The sequence below is a fragment of the Thauera sp. WH-2 genome (assembly GCF_048321015.1).
GTDB lineage: Bacteria > Pseudomonadota > Gammaproteobacteria > Burkholderiales > Rhodocyclaceae > Thauera.
The window spans coordinates 253,709-269,565 of sequence record NZ_JBLWFG010000002.1 but is presented as its reverse complement, the minus strand read 5'-3'; the positions used below and the strand labels follow the sequence as shown (position 1 = coordinate 269,565).

Sequence of the window (15,857 nt, the reverse complement as noted above, 5' to 3'; positions counted from 1 at the left end):
AAGATCATGAGCGACCTCTATACCCGCTTCGTCTCCGGCGCGCTCTTCCCACTGCAGGAAAAGCTGAAGAAGCACGACACCGTGCGCGTTCACCGCGACATGGAAGCCTCGCAGTGGTGGCCGCGCCAGCGCATCCTCGACCTGCAGCTCAAGCGCCTGCAGGCGCTGCTACAGGACGTGGCCGCGCACGTGCCGTACTACCGTGAGCTCTTCGCCCGCAGCGGCTTCGACCCCGCCGCCGTGCGCAGCGTGGCCGACCTGCAGGCGCTGCCCTTCCTCACCAAGGCCGAGATTCGCGCCCACGCCGACGCCCTGCGCGCCGACAACGCCGCAGGCCTGGCCCGCTTCAACACCGGCGGCAGCAGCGGCGAGCCGCTGATCTTCTTCATCGGCACCGAGCGCGTCACCCACGACGTCGCCGCCAAGTGGCGCGCGACGCGCTGGTGGGACGTGGACATCGGCGACCGCGAGATCGTGGTCTGGGGCTCGCCGATCGAGCTCGGCACCCAGGACCGCGTGCGCCTGGTGCGCGACGCGCTGATGCGTACCGAGCTGCTGCCCGCCTTCGAAATGTCCGACGACAAGGTCGACGGCTTCATCGCCCGCATTCGCGAGCGCCGGCCGAAGATGCTCTTCGGCTACCCCTCGGCCATCAGCCACATCGCCCTGCGCGCCGAACAGCGCGGCGTGCGGCTCGACGACCTGGGCATCAAGGTGGTCTTCTGCACCTCCGAGCGGCTCTACGACCACCAGCGCGAGACCATCAGCCGGCTCTTCGCCTGCCCGGTGGCCAACGGCTACGGCGGGCGCGACGCCGGCTTCATCGCCCACGAATGCCCCAGCGGCAACATGCACATCACCGCCGAGGACATCGTCGTCGAGATCATCGACGAGGCGGGCAGGGTGCTGCCGCCGGGCCAGTCGGGCGAGATCGTCGTCACCCACCTCGCCACGCGCGACTACCCTTTCATCCGCTACCGCACCGGGGACATCGCCACGCTGGGCGATGACGCCTGCCCCTGCGGGCGCGGGCTGCCGATTCTCAAGGACATCCAGGGACGCAGCACCGACTTTGTGGTGGCGGAAGATGGCACCGTGCTGCATGGGCTGTCGCTCATCTACATCCTGCGCGACATCCCGGCGGTGCGCGCCTTCAAGATCGTGCAGGAGACGCGCAGCCATACCCGGGCGCTGATCGTGCTCGAGGCGGGGGCGAACACCGAGGGGCTGGATGCGACCGTGATCGAAGGCTTCCGCCGCAGGCTGGGGGCGGGGGTGGAGGTGTCGGTGGAATTTGTTGAATCCATCCCGGCCGAGAAGTCGGGGAAGTTCCGCTACGTGGTAAGCCACGTGGCGGTGCGGTGAACAGGGCGGGCCAATGCGTGACTTGTTGATTCTTTCCATCGTTGGGGTTGCGGCCATCTTCGCGCTCAAGCGACCGTGGATTGGGGTGATGTTGTGGACTTGGCTCAGCCTGATGAACCCCCACCGCTACGCCTGGGGGTTGGCCTATTCGGCTCCTCTTGCAGCCATCGCTGCTGGCGTGACACTCCTTGGTCTGATGATGACCAAAGACCGGCAGCAACCTTTTCAAGGACCACCGATTGTGTGGTTCTTCCTGTTTGCTTGCTGGATCACCCTGTCGTGGCTGTTCGGCATGGATCCGGCCGGCGACTATGAGCAATGGAACAAGGTCATGAAAATCTATCTCATGACCTTCGTGGCTGGGATGCTCATCATCAACAAGATGCAGATCATGGCCTTTGCCTGGGTTGCGGCGGGGTCGATGGCCATCCTTGGCGCGAAAGGTGGCCTATTCACCATTCTTACCGGAGGTAACCATCGGGTTTGGGGGCCACCTGGTTCATTCATCCAAGACAACAACGAATTTGCCCTGTCGCTGATCATCACCATTCCGCTGTTGCATTTCCTGCAGTTGCAAGTCAAGTCTGTATGGATGAAGCATGGTCTTACAGCAGCGATGCTGCTTTGCGCGGCTGCTGCGATTGGCACCCATTCGCGCGGGGGCTTTCTTGCGATCGCCGCGATGTCGGCGATGTTCTGGTGGCGCAGCAGACGAAAGGGACTAATCGGAGGCTTGCTGCTTTTTGCCGTGCTGGTGGCCCTGCCGATGATGCCCGAGGAGTGGTGGGAGCGGATGAACACCATCACCGAATACAAGGAGGACGGCTCCGCAATGGGCCGGATCAACGCGTGGGGTGTCGCTTTTGAAGTTGCTAAGCACCACTTCTTTGGCGGTGGTATGAGCTACCAGCATCAGGTCTTCTTCCTTTTATACGGCACTTATGAAACTGTCTCCCGTGCCGCGCATAGCATCTATTTTCAGGTTCTGGGAAACCATGGGTTCGTTGGCCTCTTCCTCTTCCTGGGGATCTGGTTTTCGACCTATCGTGCAGCAGGCTGGCTGGGCAAGAACGGCCGCAAGCAGGATGAGACCAAGTGGGCCGCAGACCTTGGAGCGATGGTGCAGGTGAGTCTGGTTGGTTACGCCGTCGGCGGCGCGTTTCTCAGCCTGTCGTACTTTGACCTGCCCTACAACATGATGATCCTCGTTGTGGCTGCGCAGGTCTGGGTCCGAACGCGCGGCTGGGAGCGAGATCCCCAAGTATCTTGGCTCGAGTACATCGGCCTTCGGAAACCGCCGAAAAATGCATCGCCGACGAGTGACCCCGGCGCTTATCCCGTTCGCAACGGGACGCAGTGAATATCCATGCTCATCCGCACCGCACTATCCCTTCTGTCGCCTTCCGGGCCGAGAGCTCGCCTGTCCATCCTGATATTTCATCGCGTGCTCGACGAACCGGACCCGCTGTTTCCCGGTGAGGTTGACCGCCGCCGATTCGACGAGATATTGGGTTGGGTTGCCGGCTGGTTCAACGTTTTGCCATTGGACGAAGCCGTCAAGCGCCTCAAGCAAGGTGATCTGCCGGCGCGTGCCGCGGCTATCACCTTCGATGATGGCTATGCGGACAACTGGCTCAATGCGGTGCCGATTTTGCAGAAGCATGGCCTGCACGCCACCTTTTTCATTGCTACCGGCTTTCTAGACGGTGGTCGCATGTGGAACGACACGCTGATCGAGTCCGTTCGCAACACCCGTGCATCGCAGATCGACCTGTCGTGGCTTGGAAAGCCAACGTTGGCGCTGGACTCGATTGCAGCAAAGCGCACCGCGCTTGATGTGCTGATTCCCGCGATCAAGCACATGCCTGCTGTAGAGCGAGACGTAGCGGTTGCAAGGATGGCTGAGTCTTGTGCGGCGGTCTTGCCCGATGACCTGATGCTCACGACAGAGCAGTTGCGTGCGCTTCGAGCGGCTGGCATGGGAGTGGGGGCGCACACGGTCAGCCACCCCATTCTTGCACGCATCGACGCCGCGTCGGCTCATCGCGAAATTGCCGAGAGTCGCGAACGGCTCGAGGAGTTGCTGGGAGAACGGTGCGGGCTTTTTGCTTATCCGAACGGAAAGCTGGGGCAGGATTACCTGCCAGCGCATGTCGAGATGGTCCGTTCGATCGGCTTTGATGCGGCGGTTTCGACGAACTGGGGCGCTAGCAATACCGCAGCAGACGAGTTTCAGTTAAGGCGTTTCACGCCATGGGATCAGTCGAGGAGCAGGTTCGCCTTCAGGCTCGCACGCAACCTCACCGCGGGCTTGTGATCTCGCGGCTGAAGGTGTCTTTTCGGGCTTATTCGCCCTGGCCTTTTCGCTTGGCTGCTATCAAGGCCTTGAGCTTTCCGATTACATAAGTTTCGGCGCCCTCGGGCCGACCGAGTGCAGCCCAAAGCGTAGAAATAACCACTGCATAAGTGGTAGCGCCCAGCACGACTTTTGTGATCAGCAGTGGCAACAACCCGATCGCAAGCGCTTGATCCAAATAATGCAGGACCCCAGCCATGGCGGCCGCGGCGAGCAGTGGTCGTGCGATCGTCCGCGCAATGTCACGAACGGTAAGGTTCGTCAGACTCCGCATCAATAGCCAGAACACTACAGCGAGCCCGATGCCAACCGTTGCCAGCCGAATCATGGCGAGCGCTTCCGGGTCTGCTCGCGGCACCAAAACGAACGCCCCGAGAACAAAAAGGCCAATCTGCACCCAAGCAATGATTGCAACCACGCCTATTCGGCCCAGCGTGATCAGCACGTAGCCCCCGCTGGTCGTGATTGCCTGGATGGCCCCGACGATAGCCAGGATCTGGACAAAAGGCACGGCCGGCAACCATTTCTCGCCTAGTAGCAGGGCGACGGTCTCTGAGGCCACCATGGCAAGCCCGATGCCAGCAGGTATTCCGACCAAGGTTTGCACGCCTTGTGCTAGAAGGAAGAGACGTTTTAGCTCACTCAGGTTTTCGCGGGCTGCGACAAAAGCGGGAAATAACGCACGGTTTATCGGGGCGAGTAGCTCCGTCGAGGGCATTGCCGAGATCTCGTCCGCCAGCGTGTATCCGCCAAGCACCGCACTGTCAGCTCTGCGCCCAACGATCATCTTGTGGAGACTGCCGTCTAGGTATTGACCGGCACTTCGAACCAGCATCCATTGCGACACTGCAAAGATCTCGCGGATCTTTTCCAGACTCGGTCTTGGTCGCATCGGGTGCATTCGGTAGCTGATCAGGGTGCCAACGATTCGCCCAGCGAATGTGCCGACCACGAGCGCCCAGTACGACTGCATGAGCCACGCGGCAAGCATCGTTATCAAGAAGCCCGAGATCCGCTTCAGGAACATGAACCGGAAATCCAGGCCGAACTGCATTTTCTTCTGGAACTCAACGACCCCGATATTTTCGAGACCGGCCACAAGAATGCTGGCTGACAGCACCTGCATCACGGGAATCACCCGCGGGTCGCCGAAGTAATCACCCGCCAGGGGCGCACCGAGAAAAATGAGGGCGCCAGTGACTGCAGACTGCAGCAGCCGCAACGACCACGCGGTGTCGTAGTGCGCCTGTGTGACGTTCGGATTCTGAATGAGTGCGACGTTAACCCCGAGGTCTAGCAATACACCCACAAGTCCGATCACTAGCGAGGCCATCGCAATGATCCCGAAGTCTTCTGGTGCGAGCAGGCGTGCCAGGATCAGCGTGCTGATCAGACCTATCAGGCGATCGGTCCAGCGCATCGCGATGGACAACAATGCCCCCTTAAAAACAGTGGTCTGGTTGGGGAGTCGGAGCATTTACTGATGGAGTCTGCCGTTTGAGTGTCGTTGCTCGATTCAGGACTGAGGCCAGCCAGGAATCAGTCGGCGGGTGTAGGTCAGGTAGCGCGAGCCCCCTGGAAGCAACAGGCTGCGCAGATGCGCGGTCAGCGCCGCTGCCCGGTCACCTTTCTGGAGTAACGCCACGGAGCGGTCATGCAGCGCAGCCGAAAGACGGCGTTGGATAAGTTTACGGATGCGGAGCGGCGGTTGGGAGGCTAGCATCCGTGCAAAAAGGGATGGATAAGCCTCTTGGTATGAAGTTGATTGCGATAGCGATTGAGGTGTTTGGTTATAGCGGAAGCAGGGCTCATCCAGGACTGCTATTTTTTTTCCGTCCAGTCCAAGGCGGAAGGCAAGCCATGTCCATTCAGCGAAGGGGTGAAAGTTTTGGAAGTAGACTGGTGTTACGCGGTCACTCCGATAGAGTGCATTGCAGCTTGCCAGCCAGTTCGAATCAAAAAGAGTGCCAAGCGGGTCCTCCGGGACGCGGAAAAGCTGCGAGTAGTGAAGCGCCTCTTTGCCGCCCCAGTTGTTAAGACCGTTTGTGACGACCAGATCAGCGTCAGGGTTCGCAAGCAGGGTTTGCATCTTGCGGTCCGTGCTACCTGCGAGATACTCGTCGTCGTCGTCTAGAGTGGAAAAGTATGGCGTTTCAACGGCCTCGCGGCCAATCCTTACAGCGTTTGGTGCAGAAGGAGTCTTTTCCATGATCAGCTTTACGTCACGCTGTTTGCGAAGCCATTCGACCACTTCAGGCGTGGAGCGTGAGCCATTCACGACTGCGATGATCAAACAGCGACTATTGCTGGAGCCGCGGATAGACGCTACGCAGCGCTGTAGCGCTTCGAACCGTCTCTGTTCGGCAACGGTCGGGATGATCACGCTGACTTGATCAGCTTTGTACATGAGAACTCTTCGGTAGTGCGTGTCTTTGGCCACGAGCGGTCCGTCCGGCTCTGGCCGTGCCCGCGATTAAGGGCATGCGCTTATCTGAAATAGTGGAAATGTAGGAAATAAGCGAAACCGAGGCATGCGAGGGCATAGTAGATGTTGAGGTGGCGCACTGCGCGGCTGCTGACTTGAGTGGCAGATGACACGATCGCAAGTGCAAGGAACTCTATGGCAACCCAAAGGCACAGCAAGAGGACTGCCACGCGGTTGCGGTAGTGCATTAGATCGCGCCATTGAGGATAGGCCTCGACTGCTTGGGCATAGGCATCCGTCAGTTGAGCTGCGCTTGTAGAAAGTGTGTCGTCGGGTGCTGCCAGCGCCAACCGGAAGGCGCCATCGAGGGCGCTGTCGGTAACTTCGACCATTTGCGCACGCCTGCCGATCGTGAGTTCCCTCGCGCCTGCGGTCAGTCGGGCAGTCCAACTATCGGGCGTGGCGCCCTCTGCCAGAGCAATATCAATCTTCTCCGTGCCTCCAACCGTTTTTCCGTCCGTGAGGTGGAATAGGTGGGCGAGCATCGTAGTGGATGCCGGGGCATCAACCACGAGGGCGTCGGCTGCAACGGGTTCGCGATCTACTACAACCCAACCAGCGAAGGGGTCGAGCTTGCCCTTGATCTTCTCGAAGCGGGCCGCCGGCCCCCAGCCGAGTAAATTAAGAGTGAGGCCAGTCTCATTGCCGACAGCGCGCAGTCGGATGTGATCTTGGCCCGCTTGGACGGGGTCGGACAGCGTGAGGCGCGGATCGAATGTCCACACCGTCTGGTGGGGTTTGTCTGCCGTCGTGAAGTCGAGCACGAGGAGCGTGGTGTTCTCGATCTGGACGACCTGGCGACGCACCGTGTAATTGCCGGGGCCTTTTCGTTCGAGGTCGATCGCCTTGATGTGTTCATTGGCTGCGTGGCCTAGGAGTGATGTGCTCCGAGGGCTACCGAAAGCTTCGTTGATCTGATGGGGGGCATTTGCACCCCGCCAGCCGTACGCGGCCTCGGCGCCTGGTCGGCCGTACGGCCAGTAGCCGGTGGCCGTCAACCAGTTGATGCCGTCGCGCCAAAAATGCACGCTCAACTCATCGGCATGCTTGTGCCCATGCCCATCGTGCTTGCCCCATGCGATTACGGTCTGTGAGAGTTCGCCGCGGGCGCCCGCGTGCCAGACTGCGTATCCGGCAATGGGCATCAGTTTCGCGAGTTCGTATCGCCCATCCCTATCCATGGGTGGCTGGACTAGTGATGGTCCAGCTAACACGGGGGAGAAAACCGTGCCCATGGGGGTATTGCCTACCACTGGAAGGGACCCGTCCGGTCGCCAGAACTGCTCTAGCACCTGTCTGGCGCTGCTGGTTTTTGCCTCGAGGGCGGGCGAGGGGACTTCGCCACGCAGGGCGAGGATGTCGGTGAAGCGTGCGAGAAGTTCCGCTCCCACCTGCTGATAGGTTGCCGAGTGCTCGAGCACCATGCCCTCGTCCGAGACGTAGTGCGCCAGTTGCAGATCGAGGCGATCCTTTGCTAGCCGGGCCCAAGTATTCGACTCTGGTAAGGCGGGAAACGCGGTTGCCAGTTGAAGCAAAGCCAGGTTCTGCATGACGCCGTGATTGGTTCTTGCCGTGAAATGGGCGTCACTGGCAAGTAGCATTCCTGTCCGTGCGGCTTGCCTGACAATGGCAAGCTTGAGGTCGTCCGTGGTGTCTTTCCGCGTGCGAGCATGCTTCCATGCCAGCGCGAGTACGCCTGCACGTGCCGCCATTGCGTGGTCGTTCCAAAGAAACTGATCGGGGACCCAGCGTGAGCTTTCATGGCGATCCAACTGCTCGATTCGCTGAAGCACGACCTCCAATAGATTTTCATCGGCGTTCTTCTCATACGCTTCGAGCAAGAGACGCTCGAGTTCAAGGCTTGCCATGACAAGCCGCAAGGTTGGTGGCCCTTGCATGAGGTGCAGCGGATAGTCCAGGAGCCGAATGGGTTCGGTGTGGAACTGGGGCACTGTGAATGTGCCCCCGAGTATTCTCTGGGCAATGTCCTGCGGATCGTATTCTTCTGTCAGCAGTGGTAGCGAGGCGCCTCGCACAGCGACCGCATCAAGTATTTCCTTGGATGGTTCGGTTGCGAGTGTCGCCACAAGCGCCGTTGAAAGCTTTGGTTGAGGTACGTAATGGTGGAGTAGCTCGGGGCCAAAGATGGTTGCAAGGACAAGGAGGATCGAGAGGAGGCGCAAAAGGGGCCTTGTGGCGCGGTAGCCCGCGATCCGAGCAACGAAGGTCTGTTTTTGCATGGACTTTGGCCTGAATACGTCACTCTTGTGTATTACGGTTCCGCTCTGAAACCCGCTTTATGAAGCCGTGTCGGTAAGCTGTTGCGTGGTAGATGGTTCGGAAGGCTTCAGTCCAGCGCGTATGCCAGTCACGCTTGCGGCCATAAAACTCAATCCGGTCGACCTCGCCTGTTTCGTACGCCGATTGCGTCTGCGCTAAACGAAGCAGAAATGCGGGGGAGATTTGGGTGTACTTCTCGTCGTAGGTCGTCTTGAGTACGACGAGTGTCTTGTCGTGAAGCAGGCACAGGTTCGATGCCGCCAGACCGCCATCCAGCCAGTACTCATGTACCAGGGCGCGGCCACGTGCGGCTTCGGTGGTAAGTAACTCGGTGTAAAAGCGCCCCTGCTCGTTATCCGGGTGGATGGCGGTGCCAGATTCGGCTTTCCACCCGGCGCTTTCGACTTCGCCGTAGCGGGCAACGGCTGCGGGCATGTCGCTGGCTTCGCTGATGGTGCGGAATTCCACAGCAGTGCCTTCGGCTGCGAGTTTGTTGAGTTGTTTGCGCATGTTCTGGCGCAGGTTCTTTCCGCGGGCAGCCCAGTATTCCTCGAAAGTGCCATTCAGCTCGATCCAGCCGGTTTCGATGTAGTCATCCAGGCGTAGGGTGGCGGTGTCGGCTGGCCGGGGAACGTATAGCGGATCGAGTTGGGTGATCGAGAGTACGAGCGTGGTTGCGGGCAGGGCGCGGAGCAGCGCGGCCGACGCGGTGTCGAGGCCCACGTGCGGCGCGATGAGGAATGCGCCGAGCGGGATCTGCGAGGGCTGGAAGGTGGACCAGCGCAGGGCGTCGATTCGCGACAGGACGGCCATGCATACGATCTGGCCCTGGGCGGTGCCGACGAAGAGGCGCTCCTTGCCTGTGCCGAAGTGCTTGAGTGCGCAAACGATCGCCTCGGCGTCCATGAACACCTGGCGGGTTGTGCTGGCGTTGAGCTGGTTCCAGCCGTCACGCAGTTTTGCGTTGCTGGCGAGCTCGTGCGCGGGGTGGTGGGTCCAGGTGAGTCGGTCAGGCATGTCAGCGGCCATTGTGCGGGGTGTCGTGGTTTAGCAAGGTGTGGCGGATAGTGGCGATTGTCCAGTCTGCCTCGTCCACGGTCAGGCTTTGGTGGCAGAGCAGTTGCAGCACGTGCGTGCTCCACAGTGGGCCCTGGTCGCCGGCGAGGTGAGGCGTGCCGGGCCAGCGCCTGTCCCAGCGATAGACCGGCACGCCGGCAATGCGCAGCGTGTGATAGACGCGCTCGGCGTCGTCCACCCATAGCGGGAAGGCGTAGGGGGCGGTGTTGGCTGGCAGCTCGGCATGCAGCGCTCGTGCGCCGGGCAGGCCCGAGAGCGCATCGGCGTAGCGAGCAAAGAGCCGTTGCCGATGGGTGCAGGCTTGCTGTTGCGGCAGGTGTGCGGTGAGCCAGCGGGTAGAGCGAAGGGGCGCGCTGCCGACCCGGGCCATGTCGCTGTCGTGCATGGATGCGCTTGTGGAGGGTGCTGGGTCAGGCGGTGTGGCGGCGGCAGGGGCTTCTTCTGCAGTATTTGGTCCGCTGCGCCCACGGCCGCCCCGAAGGATGTCGACGAACAGACCCAGGCCTTTCAAGCGCCCATGCGCGGTGGCCATGTGCGAGATGTCAAAAACGCCCTTCATCTCTGCTTTCAATGTTTGTGGGGTAAGCGAAAGCGCGGGGATCGGGCGACTTGCCGAGGCGAGCAGCCCGCCCTCCAGGATGGGGAAGAACTTGGTCAGGCTGGTGATGGCGTAGTCGCCCCAGGCGCCAACCGGGCGCTCGCCGGCCATGCCGTAAAAGGTATGGGCGCAGTCTTCGATCAGCAGCGTGTCGGTTGCGTCGCACCATTGGCGCAGGTGGGCAAAGGACTGGGTGATCCCGAAGTAATGCGGTGCGAGCAGGCAGTTGGCACGGCGGGCATCCGCATCCGATATCAGTTCCAGCGCGGGCAGGCCTTGGGCGTTGATGGGGTAGAAAATCGGCTCGAGCCCCAGCAGCACGACGGGCGCGATCATCGTTGGGCAATGGTAGGTGGGCACCAGCACCGCACTGCCCGGCGTGGGGTTTGCCAGCTTCAGGGCGTGGTAGATGGCCGCGCGACCGCTCGTGGTGAGCTGGCGGTGGGCCAGGTCGGCGATGCTAGGCAGGCAGGCCTGCCGGGCGCCGACGAAGTCTGCCCAGTCGAGTACGGGACGCTTGGGCAGGGGGCGCTGCACGGGGGTCACGTCACAACCTGTTCGAGCAAGCCGGTGAAGGCGGCAGTGCGCGCCTGGCGCGAGCAGGCTTGCACATAGCTGGCCGTGGGGGTGAATCCTTGTGCTGCACCATTCTTCAGGTAGCGCAGCAGCAACTCGCCGATGGCGGCAGCGTTGTCCAGCGGGGCGATGGCCGAGACGCCTGCTGCCTGGAGGCTGCGGGCGGTGTCGCCCGCCGGATCGGTCAGGCCGATGAGCGGGCGGCCGGCGCGAAAGTACTCGTACAGCTTGGCGGGGATCTGCGCATTGCAGTTGGCTGCCTGCATGACGAGCAGCGCATCGGCGCGGCACATTTCTTCCAGCGCCTCGCGGTAGGGAATGGGGGGCTGGGTCTCGACGAGGTCGGTGATGTTGCGGCGGGCGAGCTCTTCGTTGACGAAGGCTTCGTGCGCGCAGGCGCGCAGACGCACATGCAGGCGGGCGGCCAGCTCGGGGGCGGTGGCCTTGAGTTCGGCAAGGGCGTCGAAGAGTGGGCGGGGGTCGCGTTCGGACGGGTAGACGATGCCCGAGTGCAGCAAGGTGACGCGGCCCGGCACGAGCGGCTGCGCGCTGGGGGCGATCTCGCGGAAGGGGGCTTCGTCGTAGCCGTTTTCGATAAGGTGGATGCGGCTGGCGGCTTGCGGGTAGCGCTGGCGGTAGTCGTCGCAAGCGCCGGGCGTGGTGAAGACCATGGCGGCGGCGTGCTGGGCGGCCTGCGTCTCGATGGACTTGAACTGCTGCCAGGTGACCGGATCGGCTGGGTAACCGTCCTGTGCCATCGGGTCGCGAAAGTCTGCAATCCACGGCAGCCCGCTGCGCTGGTGCAGGGCGAGGCCGATGAGGTGCGCGGTGGCGATCGGGTAGGTGGACCAGATGGCCGCGGGGCGCAGCTCGCGGATGATGCGCATGCCCTGGCGGATGGCGTCGTACTTCCAGCTCAGCCAGCGGTCGGGGCGGGCCAGCGCGCCGATGTAGCGCCCGCCGATGGAGAAGTGGCGGGCGGTGTCCCATGCCTGGGCACGCACCACCCTGAGCGTGGGGGCCACGTCCTGCATCTGGTCGGCGCTGGTGCGTTCGTAGGCACGGGGATGCGCGGTGAGTACGACAGGCTCCCAGTCGTTGTCGGGGAGGTATCGCGCAAAGCGCAGGGTGCGCTGGATGCCGCTGCTTCCCGCGAGTGGGGGGAAGTGAAAGGCGATCATCAGCAAGCGCTTCATCGTATGGCGTCCGGGATGGGCTAATAGGCCGGAAGTGGCTTAGACTTCGGCCCACAGCGGAAAAGGTTCGGCGGCTATGATAGCAACCCATCACAGGGTGCCGGCATCGATTGCGTCACCAGCGCGTGACAGAAAGCATAGGGCAGGAGAGTGTTTTGGATATCTGCAAAGAGGTTTTGGCAATCATCGATGAAGTCCTGAGCCTCGGCGGCCGGGCGCTGGCGTTCGACCGTGACACGCCCCTGCTTGGTGCCGTACCCGAGCTCGATTCGATGGCCGTGGTCGGGGTCATCAACATGCTCGAGGAACGTTTCGGCTTCGTGATCGAGGATGACGAGATCGACGGGTCTTCGTTTGCGACCGTGGGCACGCTGGTGGGCTTTGTCGAGAGCAAGCTGGGCTGATGGAAGCCGCGGTGTTGCGGCGCGAGGCGTTTTTTCTGGCGGGGGCTGGGGGTGGTCGGTTTTGTCTGCTGACGCTGCCGCCCGGGCAGGTGAGGGGGGCACTGTTGTTCGTGCCCCCTTTTGCTGAAGAGCTCAACAAGTCGCGCCGAATGATTGCGCTGGCTGCGCGGGCGTTTGCTGCGCGCGGCTGGGCAGTGCTGCAAATGGATTTGCAGGGCTGTGGCGACAGCGCCGGCGATTTCGGCGATGCCACATGGCAGGGCTGGCTCGACGATGTGGAACAGGGCTACGGCTGGTTGGCAGCGCGTGTGGGCAAAGCCCCGGGCTTGTGGAGTCTGCGCGCGGGTGGGCTGCTTGCCTGCGACTGGTTGGCGGCGGCGAAGGTCGATGTGCCTTGGTTGGCTTGGCAGCCGGTGACCAATGGCAAGCAGCACCTGAACCAGTTCCTGCGCCTCAAGGCCGCCAGCGAAATGCTGGCAGACGCCGATGCCCGCGCCGCAATGAGCGCTTTGCGCGAGGCCATGCAGCGCGGCGAGACCGTGGAGGTGGCCGGTTACGCCTTGAGCGCAGGCCTCGTGTCGGGGCTGGAGCAGGCAACGCTGCGCTTGCCACCGGGGCGCGCTGCGGCGGTGACGATGTTCGAGATTGCATCTGGCGAGGCGACGGAGGTGTCTCCCGCCTTGGCCAGGCTCGTTGCTGCCTGGCAGCAGGAAGGTGTTGCTGTGTCTGCGATTCCGGTGGCGGGCAGCGCGTTCTGGCAGACGCAGGAGATCGAGGTGGTGCCGGCGCTGATCGAACAATCTTTGGCTGCGCTGGAGAAGATGCAGTGAACGTGCGTGACGAGGCCATGCTTTTTAACTGCGGCACGGCCGAGCTTGTGGGCGTGTTGAGCAGACCCGAGGACGAGGCTGGGCCGATTGGGGTGTTGGTGATCGTCGGCGGGCCGCAGTATCGGGTCGGTAGTCACCGCCAGTTCGTGCTGTTGGCGCGCAGCCTTGCGTCACAGGGCATGCCGTGCATGCGCTTCGATTACCGCGGCATGGGCGATTCGGCGGGCGACATTTGCAGCTTCGAGTCGGTGAATGACGACGTGCGCGCGGCAGTCGATGCGTTTTTTCGCCAGGTGCCCGAGCTGCGCGGGGTGGTGCTGTGGGGTTTGTGTGACGGGGCGAGTGCAGCGTGCTTCTATGCGCCCACCGATGCGCGGGTCCGCGGGCTGATTCTGCTTAATCCATGGGTGCGTACTGCCCAGGGTGAGGCGCAGACGTATCTCAAGCATTACTATCTGCAGCGTTTGCTGTCGCGTTCGTTCTGGCTGAAGTTGTTGCGCGGGGGCGTGCGCCTGGGCCAGTCGGTGGCGGGACTGTCGGCCGCAGTGCAGCGCGCCCGTGGCGGCGCGTCCCGGACCCAGCCAAGTGCTGGGGGCACGCTGCCCGAGCGCATGCTGTTCGACCTGCAACGTGCGGCAAAGCCGGCCTTGATAGTGCTAAGTGGCCGCGACTATGTGGCACGCGAGTTCGAGCAGGTTTGTCGGGACCATCCCGGCTGGCAGCAGTTTCTGGCGGCTAATGGGGTGCAGCACCTGCCGGAGGCCGACCACACGTTTTCTGGTGCCCGACACCGTGACGAGTTGGCCACGCTGTCGGTGAACTGGTGTCAGACTGTGCGCGGCCAGATTTAGTCGCTTGATGAACAGGAGGGTAGCCGCAATGAAACCGACCTTGATCCTGCGCTTGGCGTTTGCCTTGTTTGCGGCGTATCCGCTGGTGTCTACAGCGCAGAGTCTGCCTCCCGGATGCGGGCAGATTGGGGATGGATACGGGCCTTTCGACTACCGTACGCATAAACATGAACTGAAAATCGTGGAGGGCGCGCACTTCACGCCAGAGGTCGAGCGCTTGGAGCGCGGTAAGACAAATACGACTGCGGGTAGCGATATCGACTACACCCTTAGGGCGTCGCCGAATCACCATCGCGCCTTGAAAGCGATGATGGATCTGGCGCGGAAAGAAAAGAGGGACCCGCCGAATGGGGCACGTTATTCGGTGTCGTGCTGGTTCATGCGGGGCGAGGTCTACCGGCCCGACGATGCGATGGTCAAGGTGCTGCATGGGATCTTCTTGCTTCGGAGCGGGAAGAAGGCCGAGGCGGTTGCAAAGCTCGAGGAGGGAGCAGCGCTGGATGAGCGCGATGCGAACATCCAGTACAACCTCGGCCTGGCCTATTTTGATGTCGGTCAGTACGAAAAGGCCCTGAAGAGTGCGCATCGCGCTTATGGGGCGGGCTTTCCACTTCCTGGGTTGAGGGAAAAGTTGAAGCGCGCGGGGAAGTGGCGCGCGCCTTAGAAGTCTTTGGCGCTGCCGACTGATCATCGATCCTGGTGGTCTCACTTGGTAACGCAGCCGTCGTTCCCAAGCATCTGAGTCAGCATGAAAGTCCCCAGCTCCGCCGTGTAATGCGCCGGCTCCCAGAACCACCGGATGTGCTCCCCGCGCACCCCAGGCCCCGGTGGCGTCTCGTCCAGCTCGAACCCTTGCGTGTTGAAGTCCCGGAACGGCACCGCTGCCGTCGTGGCGATCTCCGCAACCCTCTGCGCCCACTGCGCGTACGTCTCGCCCAGCCCCGACTCCGCGATGATGCGGTGGTAGTCGGCATGGTAGGGGTTGATGAAGACGGTGACGGCGATGCCGTGCTGCTTCGCCCATCCCAGAAAACCCTTGAGCGCCTCGAAGCTCTCGTTGCTGTGCTGACCTGCGGGGAAGAGGCCGAGCTTCGGGTTTGCCAGGCGCTCGCGTAGCTCGGCGTTTTTCTGCGCGAAGAGCACGTGCTGGCCTTCGCTGCGGATGATGGCCTGGTAGTCGCGCCCGGGGTTGAAGCCATCGGCGCGGCGGTCGGCGGTGAAGGCGGCGCGCTGGCGGGCGACGGTGCCGAGTGCGTCGGCCAGGGTGGTGAGCGAGAACAGGGCGCCGAGCTGGTCCTGCGCCTGCAAGTGGATGCGCTGCCAGGCGGGGGCGTCTTCGCCGGGGATGTGGAGGCGGCCGGCGTAGCTGCGGGCCAGCGCCGGCCAGTCGGGCGGGGTGGCGGGGGTGGCGGGGGTGGCGGTGTTGGTGAGGAAGTCGAGGAAGTCGACCGCGAGCAGCACGCGCTTGCCGCCGCCGGCCATGAGGGCGTGCTTGGCGTACTGGGTCTGCATGTAGAAGCTGGCGCCGGGGATGCCGGTGTTGAAGACGGGCTTGTGGTCGTCGGGCCAGCAGGGGCTTTGCGGGTCGAGGCCGAGTTCGGGGCGCGAGTTGCCGGCGATGACGGTGGCCGGGCGGGCGGCGCTGGCCATGTAGGGCTTGGTGACGCGCACGCGTTCGGCGGCGGTGGGCTTGATGGCGTTGAAGCCCTGGATGCGGGGTGTGCCGAACAGGCCGTAGGGGTCGACGACGTAGTTGAAGCCGGCGGCTGCGGTGCACACCAGGGCAAAGCTGAGCGCCAGCCAGAGCAGGAAGCGACGCGAGGCGGTGGGGCTGTCCAT

General features: G+C 62.5%; 14 protein-coding genes. 7 read left to right on the top strand and 7 right to left on the bottom strand.

Annotated elements, in window-relative coordinates:
• Positions 1-6: 6 nt before the first annotated feature.
• The 3 genes from ACNKW1_RS05470 to ACNKW1_RS05460 are packed head-to-tail and all read left to right on the top strand — an operon-like array spanning position 7 to position 3,682.
• Positions 7-1,365 carry a phenylacetate--CoA ligase family protein gene (locus ACNKW1_RS05470; RefSeq protein ID WP_418363584.1) on the top strand — a complete coding sequence of 453 codons (1,359 nt, stop codon included), beginning with the start codon at positions 7-9 and terminating at the stop codon, positions 1,363-1,365.
• Between the two features lie 13 nt (positions 1,366-1,378).
• Complete coding sequence (locus ACNKW1_RS05465; RefSeq protein ID WP_418363583.1) at positions 1,379-2,725, top strand: putative O-glycosylation ligase, exosortase A system-associated; 1,347 nt, start codon at positions 1,379-1,381, stop codon at positions 2,723-2,725.
• A gap of 6 nt (positions 2,726-2,731) precedes the next feature.
• Positions 2,732-3,682, top strand: coding sequence for a polysaccharide deacetylase family protein (locus ACNKW1_RS05460; protein ID WP_418363582.1), 951 nt, complete (start codon positions 2,732-2,734; stop codon positions 3,680-3,682).
• A 28-nt stretch (positions 3,683-3,710) separates the two neighbouring features.
• On the opposite strand, the gene ACNKW1_RS05455 is transcribed toward ACNKW1_RS05460, so the two are convergent.
• From ACNKW1_RS05455 to ACNKW1_RS05430, 6 genes are all read right to left on the bottom strand, one after another.
• Positions 3,711-5,198, bottom strand: a complete 1,488-nt coding sequence (locus ACNKW1_RS05455) for a lipopolysaccharide biosynthesis protein (protein WP_418363581.1) — start codon at positions 5,196-5,198, stop codon at positions 3,711-3,713.
• A 39-nt stretch (positions 5,199-5,237) separates the two neighbouring features.
• On the bottom strand, positions 5,238-6,128 hold the full coding sequence (locus ACNKW1_RS05450) for a glycosyltransferase family 2 protein (protein WP_418363580.1): 891 nt from the start codon (positions 6,126-6,128) through the stop codon (positions 5,238-5,240).
• 80 nt (positions 6,129-6,208) lie between these two features.
• Positions 6,209-8,446 (bottom strand): heparinase II/III domain-containing protein, encoded by a 2,238-nt coding sequence (locus ACNKW1_RS05445; RefSeq protein WP_418363579.1) that lies wholly within the window; start codon positions 8,444-8,446, stop codon positions 6,209-6,211.
• Between the two features lie 19 nt (positions 8,447-8,465).
• Positions 8,466-9,503: a GNAT family N-acetyltransferase gene (locus tag ACNKW1_RS05440; RefSeq protein WP_418363578.1), complete on the bottom strand. Its 1,038-nt coding sequence runs from the start codon at positions 9,501-9,503 to the stop codon at positions 8,466-8,468.
• Position 9,504: 1 nt separating this feature from the next.
• Complete coding sequence (locus ACNKW1_RS05435; RefSeq protein ID WP_418363577.1) at positions 9,505-10,707, bottom strand: DegT/DnrJ/EryC1/StrS family aminotransferase; 1,203 nt, start codon at positions 10,705-10,707, stop codon at positions 9,505-9,507.
• A complete protein-coding gene (locus tag ACNKW1_RS05430; RefSeq protein WP_418363576.1) occupies positions 10,704-11,933 on the bottom strand; it encodes a glycosyltransferase in 1,230 nt (409 codons plus the stop codon). The genes ACNKW1_RS05435 and ACNKW1_RS05430 overlap by 4 nt, the downstream gene beginning before the upstream one ends.
• A 155-nt stretch (positions 11,934-12,088) precedes the next feature.
• Here ACNKW1_RS05430 and ACNKW1_RS05425 point away from each other — a divergent pair, with 155 nt between their 5' ends.
• Genes ACNKW1_RS05425 through ACNKW1_RS05410 form a run of 4 tightly spaced genes read left to right on the top strand, consistent with a single transcriptional unit; the run spans position 12,089 to position 14,682 of the window.
• Complete coding sequence (locus ACNKW1_RS05425) at positions 12,089-12,337, top strand: acyl carrier protein (protein ID WP_418363575.1); 249 nt, start codon at positions 12,089-12,091, stop codon at positions 12,335-12,337.
• Positions 12,337-13,167 (top strand): hydrolase 2, exosortase A system-associated, encoded by an 831-nt coding sequence (locus ACNKW1_RS05420; protein WP_418363574.1) that lies wholly within the window; start codon positions 12,337-12,339, stop codon positions 13,165-13,167. The genes ACNKW1_RS05425 and ACNKW1_RS05420 overlap by 1 nt, the downstream gene beginning before the upstream one ends.
• Positions 13,164-14,018 (top strand): hydrolase 1, exosortase A system-associated, encoded by an 855-nt coding sequence (locus ACNKW1_RS05415; protein WP_418363573.1) that lies wholly within the window; start codon positions 13,164-13,166, stop codon positions 14,016-14,018. The genes ACNKW1_RS05420 and ACNKW1_RS05415 overlap by 4 nt, the downstream gene beginning before the upstream one ends.
• A gap of 28 nt (positions 14,019-14,046) precedes the next feature.
• Positions 14,047-14,682: a tetratricopeptide repeat protein gene (locus tag ACNKW1_RS05410; protein ID WP_418363572.1), complete on the top strand. Its 636-nt coding sequence runs from the start codon at positions 14,047-14,049 to the stop codon at positions 14,680-14,682.
• Between the two features lie 41 nt (positions 14,683-14,723).
• On the opposite strand, the gene ACNKW1_RS05405 is transcribed toward ACNKW1_RS05410, so the two are convergent.
• The gene (locus ACNKW1_RS05405) at positions 14,724-15,857 is read right to left on the bottom strand and encodes a hypothetical protein (protein WP_418363571.1); all 1,134 of its coding nucleotides are present in this window, start codon (positions 15,855-15,857) and stop codon (positions 14,724-14,726) included.

Coding starts and splice junctions, on each gene's coding strand:
- ACNKW1_RS05470 (WP_418363584.1), top strand. CDS start 7: ATGAGCGACCTCTATACCCGCTTCGTCTCCGGCGCGCTCTTCCCACTG.
- ACNKW1_RS05465 (WP_418363583.1), top strand. CDS start 1,379: ATGCGTGACTTGTTGATTCTTTCCATCGTTGGGGTTGCGGCCATCTTC.
- ACNKW1_RS05460 (WP_418363582.1), top strand. CDS start 2,732: ATGCTCATCCGCACCGCACTATCCCTTCTGTCGCCTTCCGGGCCGAGA.
- ACNKW1_RS05455 (WP_418363581.1), bottom strand. CDS start 5,198: ATGCTCCGACTCCCCAACCAGACCACTGTTTTTAAGGGGGCATTGTTG.
- ACNKW1_RS05450 (WP_418363580.1), bottom strand. CDS start 6,128: ATGTACAAAGCTGATCAAGTCAGCGTGATCATCCCGACCGTTGCCGAA.
- ACNKW1_RS05445 (WP_418363579.1), bottom strand. CDS start 8,446: ATGCAAAAACAGACCTTCGTTGCTCGGATCGCGGGCTACCGCGCCACA.
- ACNKW1_RS05440 (WP_418363578.1), bottom strand. CDS start 9,503: ATGCCTGACCGACTCACCTGGACCCACCACCCCGCGCACGAGCTCGCC.
- ACNKW1_RS05430 (WP_418363576.1), bottom strand. CDS start 11,933: ATGAAGCGCTTGCTGATGATCGCCTTTCACTTCCCCCCACTCGCGGGA.
- ACNKW1_RS05420 (WP_418363574.1), top strand. CDS start 12,337: ATGGAAGCCGCGGTGTTGCGGCGCGAGGCGTTTTTTCTGGCGGGGGCT.
- ACNKW1_RS05410 (WP_418363572.1), top strand. CDS start 14,047: ATGAAACCGACCTTGATCCTGCGCTTGGCGTTTGCCTTGTTTGCGGCG.
- ACNKW1_RS05405 (WP_418363571.1), bottom strand. CDS start 15,857: ATGGACAGCCCCACCGCCTCGCGTCGCTTCCTGCTCTGGCTGGCGCTC.